Consider the following 20041-nt stretch of genomic DNA (forward strand, 5'->3'; position numbering starts at 1 on the left):
TGCAAAATTTATACCACTTGCTGCTACATTAGATACACGATTTCATTCTAACACAGTTTCCGGTAAAGAAAAAGAAAAAAATGCTGCACAGACAGTGATCGCCATCTGTGCAGCAAATTTCATTCACGATTGAATACGTCCAAAATTATCTAACCAGCTCTTTAACCTTAGCTGCTTTACCTACACGGTCTCTTAAGTAGTTAAGTTTTGCACGACGTACTTTACCACGACGAATAACCTCAACCTCTTTTACGTGTGGGGAATGAAGCGGCCATGTCTTCTCAACGCCAACACCGTTGGATGCTTTTCTTACTGTGAAAGTCTCACGGGTGCTTCCGCCCTGTTTCTTTAATACAGTTCCCTCGAAGATCTGGATACGCTCACGGTTACCCTCTTTGATAAGAGCGTGTACTCTTACGGTATCTCCTACGTTGAACTGCGGTACTTCTTTTTTCAGCTGCTCTGCTTCGATGTTTTTAATAATTTCGTTCATGTTATTCTCTCCTTATTCTCTGGATGTTCTTAATACCCATCACGGTAACAGCGGACCATCTTTTTTCACAACATAAGTGATTATACTATAGTTGTTCCCGTATTGCAACCATTATTTTTGCAAATTTTGTTTCTCACCAGGTTTTCTGAAGTTTTTTCGCATTCTTTACAAATAGCCATTATTTTTCAAGCCATTGTCGAAGCATATTCTCATTCACTTTAAGGATAGCCGCTATCTGCGATTTCGCCATCCCCACTTTTGTCAGTTCTATTGCCGTTTCTTTTGCCTTACGTATTTCACCCTCTGTAATACCTAATTTCTTTCCATCATCGTACCCGGCCTCATATTCTGCCTTACGGAGCTTTTTCTCCTCTTCCTCTTTGTCGTATTCAAATATACTCACAGCAATCACCTCTGCTCTATTTTTCTTCAGGAATTCTGCAAGGATCCCACTTTGAATGCATTCGTCCACTGCACATTTGACAGCTGCATCCAGTTTCATTTCTTTCTTGTATTTTCTTACCAATGCAAAGTATTTTGCATATTCTCTCAGTGTCTGGCACTGCTCCATCAGTTCTTTGTTATGCCCTTCATTCATATTTAATGTCAGTACCTTTAATTCAAGCCTTGGTTCTTTATCTGGCGTTTCATACGCATCTGACAATGCATTTTCCCATCGGTCTTCTTTTTTCTCTGTTCCATTGTAGAACACAATAAAATTCGGAGCCGGTATTTTCTGCAATACAGAAGAATATAAAGACTTATGGTCAACCAGCTTTTGATACTCACTGGAAATATAAAACAAATCCCTTAACGGCATGTTTGGATTATATGTAGACTGGTGTTCATACAAAAATAGATTCGTAGCAATGATAAACGCAAGATCATTCTTCATCCCCATATAAATTGCATTTTCCAGTGTCACGATTTCCAATTTTTCCGGATTTTTGTAGGAAGTCCCATTTACTGCATTATACAATGACAGCAAATTCTTCCTGTCAGAAAAAAGCATTCGAAATACGGTATCTTTATAGTTTCTGTTTGCTTTCAGATTCTTTTCTGTAATCTGCTTTTTCTTTACAGTACCAGCGTTATTCTTTCTTTTTGCCATAGGCTTATACCTCCTGTTCCTCCAGGAGTATGGGAATATGCCGCACTGCTATTTTACACCTCAAACCCCTGCCCTGTTTTTTGATTGAAATTAAAAGCATGGATTTCTGAAGTGATGATTTAGAATAACAGATGGCAAGAATGCCTAGACTTATAGAAATATGCTTTGAAATTATAGTACCATTTGCTCTAAACTTTTTCAAGAGCCTTTCTAAAAAAAGCCATGTATACAAGTAAAGAATTTCACCTGTACACACGGCTTATTGTTTTATGAAACTTTCTGTAGATGCCTTTCCCTTTCAGTAAAACCTTACCAGCAGATGACCTCGCAGCCGTCTTCGGTTACCAGGACGGTTACTTCCCACTGGGCGGAGGGCAGGCCGTCTTCGGTACGGACGGTCCAGTCGTCTTCCTCGTCGGTATAAACCTCGTCGCTTCCCATGTTTACCATAGGCTCAATGGTGAACATCATGCCAGGCTCCATGATCACGCCGCTGTTCTCCTCGGAGGTGTAGCTTACCCATGGATCTTCGTGGAATTCAAGGCCTACGCCGTGGCCGCCGATTTCTTTAACGATGGTGTAGCCATTCTCAAGAGCATGCATATGCACCGCATGTCCCATGTTACCGATTGGCTCCCATGGTTTTACCTTGGAAATACCGATTTCCACGCATTCCTTGGTAACGCGGACCAGCTTCTCCTTCTCCGGGCTTACGTTTCCGATGCAGAACATACGGGAAGAATCGGAGAAATATCCATTATAAATAGTAGAAACATCTACGTTTACAATATCGCCATCCTTCAAAATCTCATCCTCGGAAGGAATGCCGTGGCACACTACCTCATTAATGGAGGTGCAAACGCTCTTTGGAAAACCTTCATAATTCAGCGGGGCCGGGATTCCGCCGTGGCGTACGGTCTCCTCATGAACCCAGCGGTCGATCTCCTCTGTGGAAACGCCGGCTTTGATGTGTTCTGCCACGTAGTCAAGAACTGCAACGTTGATCTTGCAGCTCTCCTTGATCTTCTCGATCTGCTCCGGAGTCTTGATCAGCTTGTGGTCCAGGACCGGATAGCCTTTCTGTCTGAGCATCTCCACCTTCGCATCAAAAGCCTCATGACATTTTTTGTATTTCTTTCCGCTGCCGCACCAGCAGGGATCATTTCGTCCGATTTTTGTTGACATTTTACTCTCTCCTTCAAATCCTGGCTGCCAGATCCGGCAGTCTGTTTTCTTTTGTAAAAATTTTCTCTGGTGTCTATTTTATACTTGAAATATGCAAATTGCAACAGTATTTCCAATATGAAATCATGCTTTGCATGGTTTCGCACCGCAATTTTCGGATTTTCTGTGAACTTTATTCACAAAACGGACATGTCGCCTACCGGCGGCATCACCATATATGAAAGCTATCCAAGTGCCACATCCAGCACCATCATCAGCACAAACCCGCCTGCGAACGCCAGGGTTCCGATGTTGCTGTGTTCCCCTTCGCTGGCTTCGGGAATCAGCTCTTCCACTACCACGTAGATCATGGCACCTGCCGCAAAAGCCAGCAGATAGGGAAGCACCGGAGTAATGTACTTCGCAAGCAGAAGGGTCAGACCGCCCGCGATAGGCTCCACCGCACCGGATGCAGTTCCATAAACAAAGGATTTTCTCCGGCTCATTCCGTTGCCGCGAAGGGGCATGGAAATAATGGCGCCCTCCGGAAAATTCTGTATGGCAATTCCAATGGCCAGGGCAAATGCGCCCGCCATGGTCACCGTCTCATTTCCGGACAAAGCTCCCGCAAACACAGCTCCTGCCGACAGCCCCTCCGGAATATTATGCAATGTCACCGCAAGTACAAGCATTGTTGTTTTTTTTAAATTGCATTTTGGTCCTTCGTTTTCCTCACTGTCCAGATGAAGATGAGGCACTGTGCGGTCCATAAAAAGCAAAAATCCAATTCCAATCAAAAATCCAACTGCCGCAGGAATAAAAGCCAACCGTCCCATCCTAGCATTCATATCCATTGCCGGAATCAAAAGGGACCATACCGAAGCCGCCACCATCACGCCCGCCGCAAAACCAAGAAACCCTTTTTGCACCAGCGGATTCAGTTCCTTTTTCATAAAGAAAACACAGGCCGCCCCCAGGGTCGTTCCAAAAAAAGGGATCATCAGTCCCCAGAATACATTCATACGCACAAAACTCCTTTATATTCTACAATAGCTTATGCCGGAAAAAAGGTTCTGTACCAGATCTCTGCCGCATCCACGCGGCCAGGTACCATTCCTGCCCTTTTTATGTCCGGTCAAAAGCAGCCTCATTTAGTTAGAATATCCTAACTCGTAATATCATATCACATTTCCCTCTGAATTCCCATACTGCTTATTGGTAATTTCTATCATCAATCCATCCAAAACATTTTCGTATGCCGCTCCAATGGCACGGAATCATTCTTGCCTAATATTCGTCCCTATGTTATACTTACTCCTTGCGGGTTACTGCATATTCAGGCAGTCCTGCGATCCTTACAAATTACTTCTCAGCACCTGGCAGATACACAGTTTAGAGCGTGCCCCCAAAATCAATCCCGCAATCTGCACACCCCCGCTTTGCGGTATATTTTGCCCGAAGTCCGTTGCTGCCCGGAGGCTGAGTTTTAGAAAAGAGGTATTCCATGGAACAGACAAAAGAACAGAAACTTGGCACAATGCCCTTGCCCCGTCTTATGGCTAGCCTTGCAATTCCTTCTGTAATTGCCCAGCTGATCAATGTTCTTTATAACATTATTGACAGAATGTACATTGGGCATATCCCCAAAGTTGGACCAATCGCACTGACAGGAGTAGGACTTACCTTCCCCATCATTATGCTGATCTCCGCATTCAGCGCATTTATCGGTGCAGGAGGTGCTCCCCTGGCTTCCATTGCCCTTGGAAAAGGTGACAAAGAACGTGCGGAAAAAATCCTGGGAAATGGTGTCAGCGTCCTTCTTATTTTCTCCATTTCCCTGACAATTATTTTCATGATTTTTAAGCGTCCCCTTCTGTTTTTGTTCGGGGCAAGTGACCAGACCATCACCTATGCGGTAAATTACATCACCATTTATCTCATGGGAACGATTTTCGTACAGTTTGCTCTGGGACTGAACATGTTTATTTCCTCCCAGGGACAGGCGCGGACTGCCATGCTTTCCGTACTGATTGGAGCCGTGATCAACATCATCCTTGATCCCATTTTCATTTTTGTATTGAATATGAATGTACAGGGCGCTGCCCTTGCCACGATTATTTCCCAGGCAGTGAGCGCAGTGTGGGTAGTAAAGTTTCTTCTCTCTGAGAAATCCGCCATCCGCATCCGCAGGAAAAACCTTGCCATTGACTTTTCCATTCTGAAAAATATTATGGCACTTGGAATTTCTCCTTTCATCATGCAGGCAACAGAAAGCGCCATCAACATTGTATTAAACCGCGGACTTTCCATTTACGGCGGAGACCTTTATGTAGGATCCATGACCATCCTGCAAAGCGTAATGCAGCTTGCGGTAGTTCCCATCCAGGGCTTTACCCAGGGCGTACAGCCGATTATCAGCTATAACTTCGGTGCCCGTAAGTTTGACCGTGTGAAAAAGACCTATCGTCTTACCATCAGTTTTACCTTTGCGGTTTCCACTATTTTCTGTCTTCTGACCGTATTTTGCCCGGGTATGTTCGCCGGAATCTTTACCTCTGACCCTGAACTGCTTGCACTGGTGAAAAAAGTAATGCCAATCTTCATGGCGGGAATTGCCATCTTTGGTATTCAGATGGGCTGCCAGACTACTTTCATGGGACTTGGACAGGCGAAAATTTCCCTTTTCATTGCCCTGCTTCGTAAGGTGATCCTACTGATTCCGCTGGCACTGATTCTTCCGAAATTCTTTGGTGTTATGGGAATTTATTACGCAGAACCAATTTCCGATATCACCGCGGCAACCACAGCCTTCACTATTTTCCTCTGCGTCCGCAAGAAAATCGTGTCCGAGGAAGCCCTTTCCAGGCTGGGATAAAACACAACTATCATAAAAAGAGAGTATCTTCTTACCTTCCCCAAAAGGAAAATGGTAAAGATACTCTCTTTTATATTTCATAAATTTCAGCCGAATTATTAATTACCGCTGTCCGTTCCTGCATCCGCAGCCCCATCTGTACTTCCCGCGGTGTCCTCGCTTCCGGACATGATCTTGCTCAGCTCATCGATCATCTCGTCATCCTTCAAGCGGAACTTAACCTCAACACGGCGGGACGCTTCCTTATCTACGTTTCCATTGGCATCCAGAATAGGGTTCGCCATGGAATGTCCGTTTACGGTAAGGTAATCCTGCAGATCCAGACTCTGGTCTGCAGTCAGGAATTCTCCCTGGATGTCCAGAAGATACTGTGCCACTGCAAGGGAACGTCTCTGTGACAGTTCCAGGTTGTACGCATAATCACCATCTGTATCCGTATAACCGTCAATGATGATCTCCGCAAGATAACTCTTATATGTATCCTCCATCAGAACCTTGCAGTAAATGGGAAGTACATTTCGAAGGGCTTCCTTACCTGCATCCGTAAGCTCTGACTCATTGACATCGAACAGAACACTTGCATCCAGTGTCAGCGCTCCTGTCTGGGAATCCAGATTTACGTTGATATTGTTGTTCTGGAACTCTTTCTTGAGCGCCTCTACAACCTCAGCCTTGACACCGATAATGTTATCGATCTTGGTCTGCTGTTCGCTGAGCAGTGTGGTCTTCTCATCCAGATCGGTCTGCTGCTGATCCAGAAGCGCCTGCTGCTCTTTCAGCTTGGCTTCCTGCTCTGCCAGTGTCTGGGCAAGGGCCGTGAGCTTCTCATCCTTGGTCTTAATGGTGCCTTCCTGTTCCTCAATGGTATTCTGCTTGGCAAGAAGATCTGCTGTATACTCTGCCTGAAGGGCCAGCTTCTCATCTCTCTCCTGAATACTCTCGTCGTAGCTCTTCTGAGCCTGAAAAAGCGTCAATGACATGATCAGTATGAAAAGAAGCAGAACACCGGCCATAACATCGGAGTAGGAGCGCCATACATTAAAGCCGTCCTCTCCTGATTTTCTTTTTTTGCGCATGTTTCTCTCCTCTTATCTGAATAAGCCGAATTTCCCTTTCTGTGCAGCTTTGGAAAGCTCCTTCATGTTCTTGTTGATCTCTTCCAAAAGAGCCTGCTGTCTCTCATTCTGCTCTGCGATCAGGTCCGCAAGCTTGTCCATGGAATCATTTCTTCCGCTTGCGATCAGAGATACATCTCTTGTGTTGGCTGCAGAAACCTCGCTAAGGAGACGTCTTACCTGCTCCATAGTCTTATAGGAAAGCCGCTGATACTGGGCAAAATCCTCCATCTGTGCAGTGAAGCTCTCTGCCATCTTCTTATTGGCCTGAATCAGATCTGCACCTTCCTGGCCTGCAGAAGACACCTTCTCAATAGAAGCAGCTGCTGTCTCCACATATTTCTGCATTGCCTGGTTACATGCAACCCAGAACTTGGCAGCGGATTTCTCAGCATCCTTCAGGTAATCCACAACATGCTGGTAATCCTGCTGCTGCATCTTCTGGATCTCCTGATTCTCGGAAAGAATACGGTTGGCAGTGGACATATACCTAGTCTGCATGCCGCCCATCTCCTTCACCATATCGGTGATGGCCTTGTCCTGCTTCTCATAGGTCTCAGAAAGCTTCTGGCTCATGGTCTGGTACATGGCAGACGTATAAGCTGTGTTCTCTTTCTGGGCCTTCTTCAGCTGGTCAAGAGCCAGGTTGAAATCACGGAACTGCAGATGGAAGGAATTGTTCATCTGCTTCAAAAACTCATCGGAAATATCCCGGATGGCATCCTCCTGGCATCTGGTCACAGAAGCCACCAGCATATCCAGAGAATCGTTCATCTTCTGGAAGGTAGGGGTAATGACCTTTTCAAAGCTGTCTGCCATCTGAACGGAAAATTGCTCTGCCATCTGCTTCATGGCACTTGTCTGCAGCTTCTGGCTTGCAAGAAGCAGGTTCCTGGATTCATTCTCCGCAGTAGGCATTACACAGGAGTGGAATTTCTCAAGGAATGCCTGCAGTTCCTCTGTCATGGAAGAATACTCTCCTTTCATGCCAAAGGTATATACAATGGAAAAAGAAATACCATAAATAGAGGTAAGGAACGCTACCTTAATACCTTCTACCAGCGCTGCCACAGAGGAAGTCATGGCGCTGTAGTCTGTAGGCTGGAAATCACGAAGTCCCCATACCAGACCAAGGAAGGTTCCCAGAATACCGATGCTGGTGAAAATATCCGGCACCATTTCCAGAAGCTTCTTGTGGATGTGGATATCCAGCTCATCCTCATTGATAAACTCCTCGATATCTCCAAGACCTTCCTTACTGTTGTTGATGCTGTCTGTGAAGCTGTCCATCTTCTGATCCAGATATTTATCATCAAACAGTTCTCCTAAGTAAGTGAGATTCTTCGGGTCGGTCTTGCCCGGAGTCTTGAACATGCTGTTCAGTTCTTCTACTGCCCTGTGAAATGCAGAGCCAAGATTGTTCATGCGGAACATTCCGCCGAACATTGCGATCATGTACAGTACTGCGATCACCGCCAGGAATACGAAATTGTAAATGGTGGATGATACATTTCCTCTGCCTGCGTATAATGTCAGCGCAGTGGTACCTGCAAGGACCGCAACAAACAATACAGAATGTGTTATTTTTTTCTTCATTGTCTGCCTCCCCATGTTTAATTTTGATGTTAGGGTCAAAAGGTCTTTTGCCCCTAACTTGATATCCACGAATTGCTCCGCTGCAAAGCAGCTCCCGCAATTCTCGAACATTCGGAATCCGCTGATTTACTACGTAAATCGCTACTTCCTCATGTTCGGCGGGTCCCAAGTTCAAAAGCCTTATCACGCAAGCATGAACGGCTTTTTGACCTTTTGCCCCTGATATCATCATATATTGTGAATTATAGTATATTTTTATTATAATATCACAATTTTCTAATAATAACAAGTCGCCAGGCATAATTTGCATTACTATAAAAAATACCAGGCTAAAAAAATACCCCTGTCCGGTAAAAAGGCCTGTTTGACTGTCTTTTCACATAGACAAGGGTATTATAACATATCACATATTTTCAGGCGTAAACCTTATCTTCCTCCAGGAATCTGGCTTTGCCATCTTTTACTTCTACTAAATTGATGCTGCAGTTGGGCGGCACGCATCCATGCCAGAAATGCTCCGGATCCTGATACAGATTCTGAAGCAGCGCCCGCACTGCACATCCGTGGGAAGATACAAGCACGGTCTTATCTGCCAGAGAAGGATCCGTGGTTTTCTCCACCCAGAAATCCCTGGTCCGCTTCAGCACATCCTGAATATTTTCCCCATTGTTGGGACGTGGGAATTTCAGAGGATCCTTGAAAAACAGATCAAATTCTCCGCAGTCTGACTCCATGGCATCGCCTTTTCGCATCACATGGCCTTCCAGATCTCCGAAATTAATCTCCTGGATCCGCGCATCCGGTATCGTTGGAACATCCCTGCCCCCAAGTACCAGAGCCGCTGTCTGTCTTGCCCGGGTAAGAGGGCTGGTAAAACAGATGTCAAAATCCACATCCCGCAACACCTCTCCCGTCTTTTTCGCAAGGTCGATTCCCTCCTGTGCAAGAGGAATATCCGCTGCCCCCTGGGCCTTATGCAGATGATTCCAGGGAGTCAGCCCATGTCTTATCACATATAAAAGCATCAGCTTCTCAACTCGATTCCAAGTCCTTCCAGACCATTTAAGATTTTCTTCATTGCTGCAGAAATCTCGCTCTCCTCCAGAGTCTTGTCATGATCACGGAATACAAGGGCATAAGCCATAGACTTGTAGCCGCCTCTGATCTGGCTTCCTTCGTAGATATCAAACAGCTGATAGCTCTCCAGGATCTTTCCGCCGCGCTGTACCAGAATATCCTCGATCTGTCCTGCAAGAACGTGCTTCGGAACCAGCATACTGATGTCACGGGTTACAGCCGGATATTTGGCAATTCCAGTGAACTTGTGGTTGAAGTTTGCAAACTCCAGAACGCTCTTAATATCAATCATTGCAATATATGCACGGTCGCCGATTCCGTAATTGTCAGCAACCAGCGGATGAACCTCTCCAAGGTATCCCACAACAGTGCCTTCATAGATCATGTTGGCCTGTCTTCCAGGATGAAGGAACGCCTTCTTGCTTGCAGGATCATATTCCATTTTCTTCTTCATGCCGATCTTTTCAAAGAATTCCTCGCAAACACCCTTCATGTCAAAGAAATCACCGTTTCCGTACATTCCAAGTGTGAACATGGTTCTCTCATCCGGCAGTTCTGTAAGCGGCAGAGCCTTTGGCAGATAAACATTTCCAAGCTCGTACAGGCGAACGTCTTTGTTTCTTCTGTTGTAGTTGGTTGCAAGGGAAGAAAGCATTCCGTTCAGGGTGCTGGTACGCATGATGCTGTAGTCCTCACCAAGCGGATTGCTGATGGTGATCACCTGGCGGAGCATATCATCCTCCGGGATTCTTAACTTGTCAAATACCTTCGGGCTTTCGAAGGAGTAGGTCATGCCTTCGGAAAATCCGCAGTACTCTGCGATATCTCTTGCAATGTTCTCAATGCGAAGCTTAAATGGCATTTTTCCTGTGGTAGCTTCACCGGACGGTAAAGTAGTCGGGATCTTGTCATATCCGTAGAAACGTGCAACCTCCTCAGCAACATCTGCCATGCAGTGGATATCCTGACGGAAGGTAGGTGCTACGATCTCATTTGTTTCCTCATCATAGGCAAGCTCAATTTTTGCAAGATAGCCAAGCATCTCTTCTTTGGAAAGATTGGTTCCAAGAAGTCCGTTGATGCGGTCTGGCTCAAATTTCACACGGGATGGCTCACTTACTTTGCTGCAGATGTCAACCATTCCTCCAACAACCTCGCCGGCGCCAAGCTCTTCCATCAGCTGGCAGGCTCTGTCGATTGCGGCTTTTGCATTGTTTGGATCAAGGCCTTTCTCGAATTTACCGGAAGCATCTGTACGAAGTCCGATTCTCTTGGAGGAAAGTCTGATGTTGGTTCCGTCGAAGCATGCTGCCTCGAAAAGAACGGTGTGCACATTGTCTGTGATCATGGAGTTCTCGCCGCCCATGATACCAGCGATTCCAACCGGCTTCTCGCCGTCGCAGATCATCAGCACGTTCTCATCCATGGTACGCTCCTGGCCGTCAAGAGTGACGAATTTCTCGCCCTCGCCAGCACAGCGGACAACGATCTCATGGTTTGCAATGGTGTCAAGGTCGTAAGCGTGCATTGGCTGTCCGAACTCTTCCATTACATAGTTTGTAATATCAACCAGGTTGTTGATCGGGCGGATTCCGTTGGAAGCCAGGCAGCGCTGCATCCATTTCGGGGACGGTCCGATCTTTACATTTTTTACCACTCTTGCACAGTAACGCGGGCAAAGCTCCGGTTTCTCTACAGTTACTTTCACGTAGTCGGATGCTTTCTCATCGTTTCCTGTCACCTTTACTTCCGGCGGGCAGAATTTCTTGCCGAAGGTAGCGGCTGCTTCTCTTGCGATTCCAAGAACGCCGTAGCAGTCTACACGGTTGGAAGTAATCTCATATTCAAATACAATGTCGTCAAGTCCAAGTGCCTTGATCGCACTCTCGCCCACAACTGCATCTTCCGGGAAAATATAGATTCCGTATTCCGGAGCTTCCGGATACATGTCGCGGTTGCTTCCAAGCTCTTCAATGGAGCACATCATACCGTTTGACGGAACTCCGCGAAGCTTGCCGGCTTTGATCTTGATTCCGCCAGGTGTCATTTTGCCGTCATGGCCGCCAGCTACACGTCCGCCGTCCAGAACAACCGGAACCTTGTCTCCTTCTTTAACATTTGGTGCACCGGTTACGATCTGAATGGTCTCGCTGCCGATATTTACCTGGCAGATGATCAGCTTATCAGCATCCGGGTGCTTCTCGATCTTCTTGATCTGTCCGATGACGATTTTGTCAAGGTCTGCGTCAAGCTTGGTAAATCCCTCTACCTTTGTACCTGACAGGGTCATTGCATCTGTATATTCCTGTGCGGTTACATCAAGATCCGGCACATACATTTTCATCCAAGATAATGAAGTATTCATTTATTTAATCCTCTTCTCACTTTTTATTTATTAGAGCCTTTTTCAAACATGCTCTAGAACTGTTTCAGGAAACGGATATCGTTCTCATAAAGCAGGCGCATGTCATCGATCTCATATTTCAGAAGGGCAATACGCTCAAGACCTACACCGAATGCAAAGCCTGTGTACTCATCCGGGTCAATGCCGCACATGCGAAGTACGTTGGGATGAACAGTTCCGCAGCCAAGGATTTCAATCCAGCCGGAGCCTTTACAGAAACGGCAGCCTTTTCCGCCGCACTTGAAGCAGGAAACGTCAACCTCTGCACTTGGCTCTGTGAATGGGAAGTGGTGCGGTCTGAATTTGGTTTTTGTCTCAGGTCCGAAAAGCTCTTTGGCAAATACTTCCAGAGTTCCTTTCAGATCTGCAAAGGTAATGTTCTTGTCAATGACAAGTCCCTCGATCTGATGGAAGGATGGAGAATGGGTTGCATCCACCTCATCAGAACGGAATACACGGCCAGGTGCGATCATACGGATTGGCAGCTTGCCTTTCTCCATGGTACGGGCCTGTACCGGGGAAGTCTGGGAACGAAGAAGGATGGAGTCATTGATAAAGAAAGTATCCTGCTCGTCTCTTGCCGGATGGTTCTCCGGGATGTTCAGTTTGGTGAAGTTGTAGTCTGCATACTCCACTTCCGGTCCTTCTACAATCTCATAGCCCATTCCGATGAAAATACGCTCTACCTCTTCCAGGGCGATGCTGTTGGGATGACGATGACCGATTCTGGATTTCTTTGCAGGAAGAGTTACGTCGATGACCTCGGCTTTCATTTTCTCTTCTCTGACTGCTTCCTCTAATTTCTGTCTGGATTCTTCCAGAAGACCCTCGATCTTGGCTCTTGTCTCATTTACAAGCTGTCCTACTTTCGGTCTTTCTTCCGGTGATACGTCCTTCATTCCTTTTAAGATTGCGGTCAGTTCACCTTTTTTTCCAAGATATGCAACGCGCACATCGTTTAACTTGTCCAGGCCTTCGGATTCCTCGATCCGGATTCTGGCGTTCTCAGCCAGTTCCTGAAGTCTCTCTTTCATATCCATGGTTCATTTCTCCTTTATTCTTATGATCTGCCAGAAGAGTGGAAGGAAAGGAAATCTCGGCATAGCCGATATTTCCTATTGTAAAAGTGGATTGCTCCGCGCTTCGCGCTCCCGCAATCCACCCCATATTCACAATCCGGCCTATCGGCCTACTTGTTCATATGGGGTAGCCTGGGCAATATCTGTGCCTGCGTGCAAGCAAGCTTTCACGCAGGCACAGCTGCTGCCCAGACTTTTACAATAAAAAAGCTCCGTCCCCAGCTAAAGGGACGAAGCATATCCGCGGTACCACCCTGATTCCTGTGTATACAGGCTCTCTCGCCGCTTAACGCGCAGCATCACGTCGCTTCCTACTGAATCTTTCAGAAACGCGGCTCCGGTGCGAAACTCAGAAACTATCTGAACTTAAGGAAGCTTACAGCCGATGACTTCCTCTCTCTGGAAGAAAATAATTTCCTAAAAACACCTTCCTGGCTTTTTCTCTTTTATTACTATGCCACAGGAAAGCAAATCTGTCAAGGGCTTTCTTTTTCTTTCTTTTTGGCTTCGGAGGATTGTGTTTTCTTCTCCGGCACTTTCTCCAGAAGCTTTCTTTTCTCTTTTTCGATTTCTTTTTCCGCTTCCTCGTGCTCCCGGCTTAACATTTCCCGCACAGATGCCTGGGCCAGCCGGAACTGTTTCTCAAAGTAAGAATTGATCTCCGCACCGTACAAAAGCAGGTTCATGCAGATGTACAGCCACAGCATTACCATGATCAGTGCCGTCAGGCTTCCGTACATATTGCTGAAGCCTGGAAACAGCTCGAAATACAGGGAAAAGAAATAGGAAAACAAGGACCATCCCGCTGCGATCAGCACCGCTCCCGGCACCTGGCTTTTGAAGGTTGCCTTGCGGTTGGGAAGCATTTTATACAGAATCAGGAAGATCAGAAACAGGCCGGCAAACACAAGGGCTGTCCTGGCTCCGATCACCTTGCCGATGATTTTTCCCACAAAAGGAATGTATTTCAGCGCCATGGCCTGGATCTGGTTTCCCAGTACCAGAAGAAGGAGGCTGGCAATGATGGCAACGCTGAACATAAAAGTATATACCACTGCATACAGCCGGGTCATCAGCCAGTTACGGGTCTCCTTTACATGGTAAATGGTGTTCAGCCCATTGGTAAGGGACTGCATGGCTTTCCCCGCAGACCACAGTGCCATGATAGCGGAAATAGGCACCACTGCCGTGCTTCTTCCATAAACCTCAGATACAATGGTAAGCACAAAATTCTGTATATTATGGGGCACAAATGCCCGGATGGCCTCGCTGACCATGTTGTACGTCAAAGGCGTGTAACGGATCATAGTTGTAAGAAACAGAATAAACGGAATGAACGACATGATCAGAAAGTACGCAGCCTGGGCTGCATATGCGCCCACATGATCCCCGTTTGCCCGCTGCATGAACCCACGGATCAGCTGGACAACGCTCTGTTTTTCTTTCTTCTTATCCATACAATTGCTCCTGCTGTTACTGCGATAGGCGGTGCAGGACCTGATATAGCAAACATTAAACATCTGCTGCATTTAAGTACCCCTGCCAGTCTATCGCGCAATTTTTTTGTATCATACCATGAAATGGGATTTCTGTCTACGGTCTGCCTGGATATTGCCTGCCATCGGAAAATTTATTCATACCTGTCCAAGGTAATGTCCCGGAAAAAATATTCCAGGATTTCCTGCCAGCTGTAACCTTCTTTTGCCATCTCATTGGCTGCCGTCTGGCTCATTCCCACGCCATGCCCGAAACCGCCGCCTGTGATTTCCACGCAGCCGCCTTTATTTGCCTTCAACTGAAAATAAGAGCTTGGCAGAAGGCTTCCCCCAGTCACGGTGCTTCCATCTTTTTCCGTGATGGTCTGGCCCTGCGGGGACAAAAATTCCCGGATTTCGTATTCCCCTTCTAACTGCACCGCCTCCTTTTCTGTGGTGATCTGAAGCCCGGTTACGGCACCGCTTTCACTTTTTTTCACCACCTGTATGGATTCCAGGCTTTCACTGCCGGTCAGATTCCTGGTTCTCTCTTCCAGAACCGTCCAGGGAATTGTCACCTTCCAGCTACTCCAGGGAGCGTTCTGATCAAACTCGCATTCCACGCTTTTCAGATAGGAGGATGACGTCCCGCCCCAGATTTCGTCCGTGCTGGTTCTGCCGGATGAGGTGGAAAAATAATAGGCAGTTACTGGCTTTCCGTCCTGGCACATGATCTGGCCGCTGGTTTCTCTTACTGCCTGGCTGGTTTTGTCTGTGGGCGCAATGTTGCCATAGACCTGGAAATTCACGCTGTCATCCACATCTGCCCCGTATTCTTCCTGAAGGCTGCCCTCTTCCATCTGGCATACAGCATAGGTTCTGGCACATACTGCCTGTGCCATCAGGGCCTGGCTTTCGTAGGAGGCCGGCATCTCGCTTGGAACCACGCCTTCCAGGTAGGTTTCCAGGGGAAGTTCATTGATCAGGAGCAAGCCCTGGGGCGTATTTTGAATTTCCAGGGTTCCGTAGTAAACCGGCGGACTCTCCTGTCTTTCTATGGAAGTGATGGTGATTCCCGCTTCTCCGCCGCCCAGGACAAGTTCGCCCTGGGAAAGTTCGGGGGAATCTGGAGTATACTCATAATCTGCTCCGTTTAAATTCAAAGTCACAGAGGAATGATAATAAGATTGATAGCCTGAATCCATGAGAAGCACACGGATTTTTCCTGACAGCGTAGAAAGTCTCTCATCCCCAGATTCAGCAATTTCTGGAAGGTCATCGTTCTCCGTTGCCTCAGCGCTTCCAGTATTCTGCATACCAACCGTCATTCCGCTCTCAATCCCTCCCGCCCCGGCAATTCCCAGCACACATCCTGTCCAGGTTTTCCAGCCTTCTTTTTCCCTGGCGCGGTTCACCTCCGCCGCCTTATGAAACAGCAGCAGCCACCCCAACAGCACAATGAGAAAATAATTAATTTCATAAAAAAATCTGGTCTTCTTCATACAGTAAATATATGAAGAAGACCAGACAAACATGTCCTTATATATGGGAATATTGCCACAGGCAGCCTGTCCTTTTATTTGCGCACGCCAAACTTATATGCAGTAAAGGACTGGTATTTCTCTCCGACTTCCAGTACAGGAGAATGGAAGGTCTCCACATTCACTGCGTTTGGCTCCACCTGTGTCTCCAGACAGAAGCCCTCACGCTTGTTGTAAACATGTCCGTTCTTGCCTTTCTCATCAATGACGAAATTGCCTGCATAGAACTGCACGCACGGACAATCAGAAATTACATCCATCGTAATACCGGATGCCTCATTATAAGCAGATGCGATCACTCTTCTGCTGCCCTTGGCGTAATTGTCGGTCACATAGTTGTGGTCGTAGCCGCCAGTAAACTTCAGCTGCTGGAAATCGGCGTCAATCTCGTCACCAATCTTCTTAGCCTTGTTAAAGTCCATTGGAGTGCCCTCTACCGACGCATACTCACCTGTAGGAATGGAAAATTCATCCACCGGAGTGTAATCCTTGGCATGAATGGTAACATATGTATCCAGAACCTTGCCGCTGCCCTCTCCTGCAAGGTTAAAGTAAGAGTGGTTGGTCATGTTGGCCACGGTTGCCTTGTCGCTGATGCCGCCGTAATAAATCTGGATGGCATTGTCCTCAGTCAGCTCATAAGTAACGGAAACCTCAAACTCTCCCGGAAATCCGTTCTCCCCGTCCGGGCTGATCCTGAAAAAAGTAACTGCATTTTTATCCTGATCGGTATTCTTCACAGTCCAGATCTTCTTCTCGAAGCCATTGGGACCGCTGTGAAGATTGTTGTCATTCTCATTCTTTCCTAACTGATATTCCTGTCCATAAAGGGAAAATTTCGCGCCTCCGATACGGTTGCCGCTTCTTCCGATAATGGCTCCGAAAAAGCATCCGTTCACCTCATACTGCTGAACGTCATCATAGCCAAGCACTACATCTATAAGCCTGCCGTCCTTATCCGGAACAACCACCTTCACAAGGATGGCACCGTAATCCATAACCTCTGCATAAGCGCCTGACTGATTCTCAAGATGATAGAGAGTAATCTCCTCGCCGGAGGTTAATTCCCCAAATTTCTTTGCTGTAACACCCATGTTACCTGCCTCCTGATTCTAAAAAATCCCAGAATGCCGTTCCCTTTCTTTTGACGCCTAGCTTGCCGCTAGGTGGGTATCCTCAACAGGACTTCTGCCTACCACAACGAGAGGTCTGACATCCGCACTGCGATCTTGGATTCCCTTGATGTCAATGTAGGTTCAAAAATAAAAGGGGCCTCGCACATCCCAGGATTCTTTTTTTCTAAAAGTTATTATACTCTAGTATATGCCGTTTTTCAACATAAAATGCAGATTTTTCAGCAGACATTTCCTTTATTTGATTCCGAGAATATCCTTCACGGTCTTCGGCATATCCTCTGCATCCACTACGCGGTCATGAAGAACCGGTGCGGTACGGATATCGTTGACAGCTTTCGGCACTGCTACGCCAGAGAGCTTCTCCAGGGCGTCTGCAAGTCCGAAGTCATCCAGATTCTCATGTCCCTCTGAAATAGCATCCATAACGCTTCTTGTAAATTTGTACGGGCTTGCTGTGGAAGCGATCACTGCCGGAACATCGTCCTTTGTATCTGCCACATATTTCTTATATACGCCTGCCGCAACTGCAGTATGCGTATCAATGACATAATCACTGGCCTTATAAACCTCACGGATGGCATCCTTTGTCTCCTCTTCTGTACAGAAGTTGCCGTAGAAGTCTGCAAGCTGTGCTTTCATCTCAGGTGTAATGGTGTACTCGCCGCCTTTTGACAGTGCTTCCATCAGCTGCGCGCAGGTATCCGGATTCTCGCCTGTAATACGGTAGATCAGACGCTCCAAGTTGCTGGAAATCAGAATGTCCATAGACGGAGAGCTGGTAAGGATGAAATCTCTCTTGCGGTTATAAGTACCAGTGGAGAAGAAGTCAAACAATACCTTGTTCTCATTGGATGCACAGATCAGCTTCTTCACCGGAAGTCCCATCTGTTTCGCATAGAATGCTGCCAGAATGTTTCCGAAGTTTCCTGTAGGTACTACCACGTTGATCTCCTGGCCGGCCTGGATCTTGCCCTGGCGGACCAGTGTGGCATAAGCGTATACATAATATACGATCTGCGGAACAAGACGTCCGATATTAATGGAGTTGGCGGAAGAAAACTGGAAGCCTGCATCGGCAAGCTCTGCTGCCATCTCCTTGTCATTGAACATTTTCTTCACTGCTGTCTGGGCATCGTCAAAGTTGCCTGTGATGCCGACTACGTAAGTATTGGTGCCCTTCTGGGTCACCATCTGCTTCTCCTGGATGGGGCTTACGCCGTGCTTCGGGTAAAATACAATAATTCTTGTGCCCGGAACATCCGCAAAACCAGCCAGTGCAGCCTTGCCGGTATCTCCTGAGGTCGCTGTAAGAATGACGATCTCATTTTTCACGTTGTTCTTCTTCGCAGCGGTGGTCATCAGGTATGGCAGAATAGACAGTGCCATATCCTTGAACGCAATGGTCGGTCCGTGGAACAGCTCCAGGAAATATGCACCGTCTGCTTCCTTAAGAGGTGCGATCACATCTGTATCAAATTTCTTATCATATGCACTGTTAATACAGGTTCTTAATTCTTCCTCTGTAAAATCTGTAAGAAGACGGCTCATTACCTGATATGCTGTCTCCTGATAAGACATCTGGGAAAGCTCTTCCATAGAAACATCAAGGGATGGAATGCTTGTGGGTACAAACAGACCTCCATCTTCAGAAAGTCCCTTCAAAATAGCCTGGGAAGCGGTTACCGGCTCCCCTTTTCCTCTGGTGCTCTGGTACATTACCTGCATGTTGTCATTCCTGCCTTTCCTTTATTGTCACAGGGCTAACGCATTTCTCCTGTTCTGGTACAAAATTCTCTTATTTTTTCTATCATTTTGACCTTACAGGTATTATACATACTTCACCGTGCTAAATCAATAGGAAATTTTAAAAAGCCACCCAGGCGGCAGATGTGCCCGGTATGGCTTCCCGTTTTTCCAGAATATTATTTTTTCGCCAGCTGAACATCGGCTTCTTCCCCGGAGTCCTTGATCCCGTCTTTTCCCGAATCATTCTCGTCTGGATAGGTGTAAAATTCGTGAACGCCGTACTTAAACAGCTTCTTAAGGTCTTTATCAAACCAGACCACGTTCTGTTTCTCCGCTGCGGAGCGCTGTATAAAGAACAAAGCTCCCTGGGAGTAGTCCACGCCCTCCAGGGCCTGCTTTACCGCCTCTTTCGTCTCATCTGTGACCGTTACCTCATAGAACCTGCCGTCATAGATGGGGGAAAACTGGGGCACTCCGTTTTTCCGGTCCATGATCACATCCGTAACCGTATTAGGAAATTCCTTGTTTGCCACACGGTTCATAATTACATTGGCAATCAGTACCTTGCCCTTAATATCCTCGGTTCCTGCCTCTGCCTCCACAATATGGAGCAGATTGTCGTAGTCCGAATCGGACATCATCTTGGCACTTGAGGAAACAGACACGGCTGCGTCAAAGCTGTCCACGGTGTCCGCCATGGAATCTCCTACATCCAGCTCGTCCGCATTTCCTGTTACCTTTTTCACACGCTGACCTACCATTACGTTCTCACAGGAGGTTCCGATCCGTGTTACAGCAGATCCGGCCAGAGGGGTATCTGCAACACTTGTCACCATACCTGCAATTCCTGTAGGCAGGGTATACTCCAAAGTTCCCGAAACGATCCCGGCAAGCTCGGTCTCGTTCTCTGCATCCGAAGCTGCGTATACCTGGCTTCGTTCCCCGGACCCTGCTGCCTTTGATCCAACTGCCAAAATCATCGCCAACGCGGCACAGGCACTAAGAGCTACAAAATTATGTATGGGAGAATGATCCGGCTTTTCCAAAGGAATCTTATTATCCTCATCAGTTGTTACATCATGTAAACTTCTTTTTAATTTCATATTCTTCTTTCCTTGCACTTTTGTTATGTTTTGATTTCTTTAATTATTTATTTCGTAACATTTTTGTAATGTATGAGAAAATTATATTTAATAAAGGCTAAAATGTCAAGGTTTTTTTATTACAAA

General features: G+C 46.7%; 15 protein-coding genes, 1 other RNA gene and 1 other annotated feature. Of the genes, 1 reads left to right on the plus strand and 15 read right to left on the minus strand.

All coding sequences use genetic code 11. From position 1 onward, the window contains the following. Positions 1-145 precede the first annotated feature (145 nt). The 4 genes from rplS to H8S54_RS16915 all read right to left on the minus strand — a co-directional run bounded on the left by rplS (position 146) and on the right by H8S54_RS16915 (position 3790). The gene (gene rplS / locus H8S54_RS16900; protein ID WP_021924395.1) at positions 146-493 is read right to left on the minus strand and encodes a 50S ribosomal protein L19; all 348 of its coding nucleotides are present in this window, start codon (positions 491-493) and stop codon (positions 146-148) included. A 178-nt stretch (positions 494-671) separates the two neighbouring features. Beyond that, positions 672-1604 (minus strand): hypothetical protein, encoded by a 933-nt coding sequence (locus H8S54_RS16905; protein WP_243176872.1) that lies wholly within the window; start codon positions 1602-1604, stop codon positions 672-674. A 309-nt stretch (positions 1605-1913) separates the two neighbouring features. Further along, entirely contained in the window at positions 1914-2789 is an 876-nt protein-coding gene (locus H8S54_RS16910; protein WP_117849691.1) for a methionyl aminopeptidase, read from the minus strand. Positions 2790-3013: 224 nt separating this feature from the next. Continuing rightward, a complete protein-coding gene (locus H8S54_RS16915; protein WP_117849688.1) occupies positions 3014-3790 on the minus strand; it encodes a ZIP family metal transporter in 777 nt (258 codons plus the stop codon). Positions 3791-4272: 482 nt separating this feature from the next. Between H8S54_RS16915 and H8S54_RS16920 the strand changes: the two genes are divergently transcribed. Continuing rightward, positions 4273-5643 (plus strand): MATE family efflux transporter, encoded by a 1371-nt coding sequence (locus H8S54_RS16920; RefSeq protein ID WP_021924593.1) that lies wholly within the window; start codon positions 4273-4275, stop codon positions 5641-5643. Positions 5644-5741: 98 nt separating this feature from the next. Here H8S54_RS16920 and H8S54_RS16925 read toward each other — a convergent pair whose 3' ends face one another. From H8S54_RS16925 to H8S54_RS16975, 11 genes are all read right to left on the minus strand, one after another. Then, positions 5742-6719, minus strand: a complete 978-nt coding sequence (locus H8S54_RS16925) for an OmpA family protein (protein WP_186901882.1) — start codon at positions 6717-6719, stop codon at positions 5742-5744. A 12-nt stretch (positions 6720-6731) separates the two neighbouring features. Further along, on the minus strand, positions 6732-8354 hold the full coding sequence (locus tag H8S54_RS16930) for a MotA/TolQ/ExbB proton channel family protein (protein WP_186901883.1): 1623 nt from the start codon (positions 8352-8354) through the stop codon (positions 6732-6734). A gap of 413 nt (positions 8355-8767) precedes the next feature. Next, a complete protein-coding gene (locus H8S54_RS16935) occupies positions 8768-9379 on the minus strand; it encodes a histidine phosphatase family protein (protein WP_021924963.1) in 612 nt (203 codons plus the stop codon). Continuing rightward, on the minus strand, positions 9379-11796 hold the full coding sequence (gene pheT / locus H8S54_RS16940) for a phenylalanine--tRNA ligase subunit beta (protein WP_186901884.1): 2418 nt from the start codon (positions 11794-11796) through the stop codon (positions 9379-9381). Before pheT ends, H8S54_RS16935 begins: the two co-directional genes overlap by 1 nt. 53 nt (positions 11797-11849) lie before the next feature. Continuing rightward, a complete protein-coding gene (pheS, locus tag H8S54_RS16945; protein WP_117850375.1) occupies positions 11850-12869 on the minus strand; it encodes a phenylalanine--tRNA ligase subunit alpha in 1020 nt (339 codons plus the stop codon). Positions 12870-13137: 268 nt separating this feature from the next. Continuing rightward, positions 13138-13356 (minus strand) — a binding site (T-box leader). Between the two features lie 34 nt (positions 13357-13390). After that, complete coding sequence (locus H8S54_RS16950) at positions 13391-14371, minus strand: YihY/virulence factor BrkB family protein (RefSeq protein WP_021924966.1); 981 nt, start codon at positions 14369-14371, stop codon at positions 13391-13393. Positions 14372-14544: 173 nt separating this feature from the next. Next, complete coding sequence (locus tag H8S54_RS16955) at positions 14545-15891, minus strand: SpoIID/LytB domain-containing protein (RefSeq protein WP_186901885.1); 1347 nt, start codon at positions 15889-15891, stop codon at positions 14545-14547. Positions 15892-15965: 74 nt separating this feature from the next. Then, positions 15966-17024: an aldose epimerase family protein gene (locus H8S54_RS16960; RefSeq protein WP_186901886.1), complete on the minus strand. Its 1059-nt coding sequence runs from the start codon at positions 17022-17024 to the stop codon at positions 15966-15968. 21 nt (positions 17025-17045) lie between these two features. Further along, positions 17046-17223, minus strand: a non-coding RNA gene (gene ssrS, locus H8S54_RS16965) — 6S RNA. A 77-nt stretch (positions 17224-17300) separates the two neighbouring features. Then, complete coding sequence (gene thrC, locus H8S54_RS16970; RefSeq protein WP_021924969.1) at positions 17301-18791, minus strand: threonine synthase; 1491 nt, start codon at positions 18789-18791, stop codon at positions 17301-17303. Positions 18792-18988: 197 nt separating this feature from the next. Next, the gene (locus H8S54_RS16975) at positions 18989-19915 is read right to left on the minus strand and encodes a cell wall hydrolase (RefSeq protein WP_021924970.1); all 927 of its coding nucleotides are present in this window, start codon (positions 19913-19915) and stop codon (positions 18989-18991) included. Between the last annotated feature and the right edge of the window lie 126 nt (positions 19916-20041).

It is taken from the genome of Blautia segnis (genome assembly GCF_014287535.1).
GTDB lineage: Bacteria > Bacillota > Clostridia > Lachnospirales > Lachnospiraceae > Blautia_A > Blautia_A acetigignens.

Bases quoted from the DNA above. Each gene is read 5' to 3' on its own strand.
- pheS (WP_117850375.1), bottom strand. From the start codon at position 12,869: ATGAAAGAGAGACTTCAGGAACTGGCTGAGAACGCCAGAATCCGGATC.
- H8S54_RS16960 (WP_186901886.1), bottom strand. From the start codon at position 17,024: ATGGGTGTTACAGCAAAGAAATTTGGGGAATTAACCTCCGGCGAGGAG.
- rplS (WP_021924395.1), bottom strand. From the start codon at position 493: ATGAACGAAATTATTAAAAACATCGAAGCAGAGCAGCTGAAAAAAGAA.
- H8S54_RS16975 (WP_021924970.1), bottom strand. From the start codon at position 19,915: ATGAAATTAAAAAGAAGTTTACATGATGTAACAACTGATGAGGATAAT.
- H8S54_RS16905 (WP_243176872.1), bottom strand. From the start codon at position 1,604: ATGGCAAAAAGAAAGAATAACGCTGGTACTGTAAAGAAAAAGCAGATT.
- H8S54_RS16915 (WP_117849688.1), bottom strand. From the start codon at position 3,790: ATGAATGTATTCTGGGGACTGATGATCCCTTTTTTTGGAACGACCCTG.
- H8S54_RS16920 (WP_021924593.1), top strand. From the start codon at position 4,273: ATGGAACAGACAAAAGAACAGAAACTTGGCACAATGCCCTTGCCCCGT.
- H8S54_RS16930 (WP_186901883.1), bottom strand. From the start codon at position 8,354: ATGAAGAAAAAAATAACACATTCTGTATTGTTTGTTGCGGTCCTTGCA.
- H8S54_RS16910 (WP_117849691.1), bottom strand. From the start codon at position 2,789: ATGTCAACAAAAATCGGACGAAATGATCCCTGCTGGTGCGGCAGCGGA.
- pheT (WP_186901884.1), bottom strand. From the start codon at position 11,796: ATGAATACTTCATTATCTTGGATGAAAATGTATGTGCCGGATCTTGAT.
- H8S54_RS16955 (WP_186901885.1), bottom strand. From the start codon at position 15,891: ATGAAGAAGACCAGATTTTTTTATGAAATTAATTATTTTCTCATTGTG.
- H8S54_RS16950 (WP_021924966.1), bottom strand. From the start codon at position 14,371: ATGGATAAGAAGAAAGAAAAACAGAGCGTTGTCCAGCTGATCCGTGGG.
- H8S54_RS16925 (WP_186901882.1), bottom strand. From the start codon at position 6,719: ATGCGCAAAAAAAGAAAATCAGGAGAGGACGGCTTTAATGTATGGCGC.
- H8S54_RS16935 (WP_021924963.1), bottom strand. From the start codon at position 9,379: ATGCTTTTATATGTGATAAGACATGGGCTGACTCCCTGGAATCATCTG.
- thrC (WP_021924969.1), bottom strand. From the start codon at position 18,791: ATGCAGGTAATGTACCAGAGCACCAGAGGAAAAGGGGAGCCGGTAACC.